The organism is Bacillus hominis (genome assembly GCF_018332515.1).
Classification (GTDB): Bacteria; Bacillota; Bacilli; order Bacillales; family Bacillaceae_G; genus Bacillus_A; species Bacillus_A hominis.
Window position 1 is genome coordinate 1 of sequence record NZ_BOQD01000234.1, and the last position, 1,967, is coordinate 1,967.

Consider the following 1,967-nt stretch of genomic DNA (forward strand, 5'->3'; position numbering starts at 1 on the left):
AAATGCGGATTTACAACGTTAAGGAATTCAATATAAAAAAGCCTAATTTCTCGGTGTTGCAAGAGCTTAGGCCTTTTTAAAAAACTATAAATACCGTTTGAATTAATATTAGGATCCATCTTGGTACTTCAACTTTCCGGAGTTAACTAAATTAACTTTAACTTTTAAATTCTTTATACTGTGTTCATTTAAGTAAAACGAGTCTGTTTTTACTTCTTCTTTCCATTTTCTTGGATTCTGACGGTATAATGATTCACCTAATTTGTAGATATCTGCATTTATTTCTATTCCTTTTTCAAAGGATTTTAGAATTTCTAATTTGATAATATCTTCAGTTTTTGTAATCAACTCTTTATCACTAATTTCCTTGATCTTCTCATTTATTCCAGCTTGAACTTCAACTCGAATATTAAAAAGTATGGGCTTACTACTCATAATAGGGGAAATTGTAATCTTAGGTTTCTCTATCACTACGGAAACAACAGCGCTATCATTCTCAATAATCCACACAGGAGATCGAACGTTTTTTTCATCCATCCATCTTAGACCGTTTAAATCAGTCTCAGAAAGCCATCCTTCTAGGCGATTATTCCTTACAAAGAACGCTCCATCATTTCTTAATAATGGTGCTTTTTTGGATTCTTCTTTCCAATTTTCTGTTGAAATTTTAAGTGATGGGATATAAGCAGTTTGCCCCATCGGATCACTATCTCTAATAAATTGATAAAATTGTTTAGGTTGTATGTAAGACCGTTGTTTATACCTTTCCTTTGGTTCATGGAGAATGGTAGACAACCCCGATAATGTAAAAAAGGCTTTTGTTTTAAGTATATCATCAATGGGTTCCTTTGTAGCGTATAAGAGAATATTATAGCGTATTTCTCGGTACCGATTAATAAAATCAATAGAGTCTTTAATATCTTGTCTGAGCAGTCTTTCGCTTAATATTATTGTAGATACATGTCCCCAAAAAAGTCTTTGTTGAGCATCCTTATATAATTGATTTAATGCTTCCGTAATGGTAAAACCTTCACCTCTTCCTATCCACACTGGTGGTTGTTTATCAGGTCTAGCCCCCTCTAACTTAGCAACGTTAGAAAAGTCAAGTAACTGAGCATAAGCTATATATTTTCCTTCTTTAAAATCTATACCAAGAGCTGCAACATAATAAATATCTTGAACTTCTTTAATATTCCAACATCCAGATAACATTGCACTAGTGATAAGCATCATAATTATTAGTTTTATTTTGTGCAGCTTCACTGTTTTCCTTCTCCTTCGTCCGTTTTAGAACTATCATTGGTTCGGAGATAATCAACTCTATGTCTATAACTTCTCCACGGTAAACGAAACAATCCCTTGAAAAAATCTGAACTAGATTTTGGGAAAACTAAAGCTAAGTAAGGGATTCCAAAGGAACGTAATCTTGAGATATAAAGAACGATTACGAATCCGGCAAGCATAAATCCATATAACCCCATCAAAATTGAACATAATAGTACAAACCCTCTGAGTATGGATACTGCTCCTGCTAATATTTGGTTTACTAAGGTATATCCCGCAATAGCAGATAAAGCAGTAATAACAATGACAGAAGGGGAGATAAAACCCGAACGGATTGCAGCATCCCCAATGATTAGTCCGCCTACCACTGAAAGGGTTTGACCAAGGGGGGAGGGTAATCTTTGACCGGCTTCACGGAACATCTCAAAAAGGAACAAAACAATTATAAGCTCAAGTGGTGCTGGAAATGGTAGACCTGATCTTGCAACAGTCACAGTCGCAAGAAGAGGGAAAGGAATTTGATCTTGGTGATAAGCAAGTAATGCCATCCAAAATCCGGGTAGGAAGACAGCTAAAAGAAATCCTATCCACCGATAAAAGCGTGCAAATGATACAGTTAGAAAATTAAAGTGGGAATCTTCTGCAGCTTTTATTAGGGGTACCGCCACATGCCCATCAACTTA

At 35.3% G+C, this 1,967-nt stretch carries 2 protein-coding genes; both read right to left on the minus strand.

Annotation, left to right across the window (positions count from 1 at the left end):
- Positions 1-108 precede the first annotated feature (108 nt).
- The gene (locus KI356_RS20335) at positions 109-1,263 is read right to left on the minus strand and encodes a Ger(x)C family spore germination protein (RefSeq protein WP_000766211.1); all 1,155 of its coding nucleotides are present in this window, start codon (positions 1,261-1,263) and stop codon (positions 109-111) included.
- Positions 1,260-1,952 (minus strand): spore germination protein, encoded by a 693-nt coding sequence (locus tag KI356_RS20340; protein ID WP_000290474.1) that lies wholly within the window; start codon positions 1,950-1,952, stop codon positions 1,260-1,262. Before KI356_RS20340 ends, KI356_RS20335 begins: the two co-directional genes overlap by 4 nt.
- Positions 1,953-1,967 lie beyond the last annotated feature (15 nt).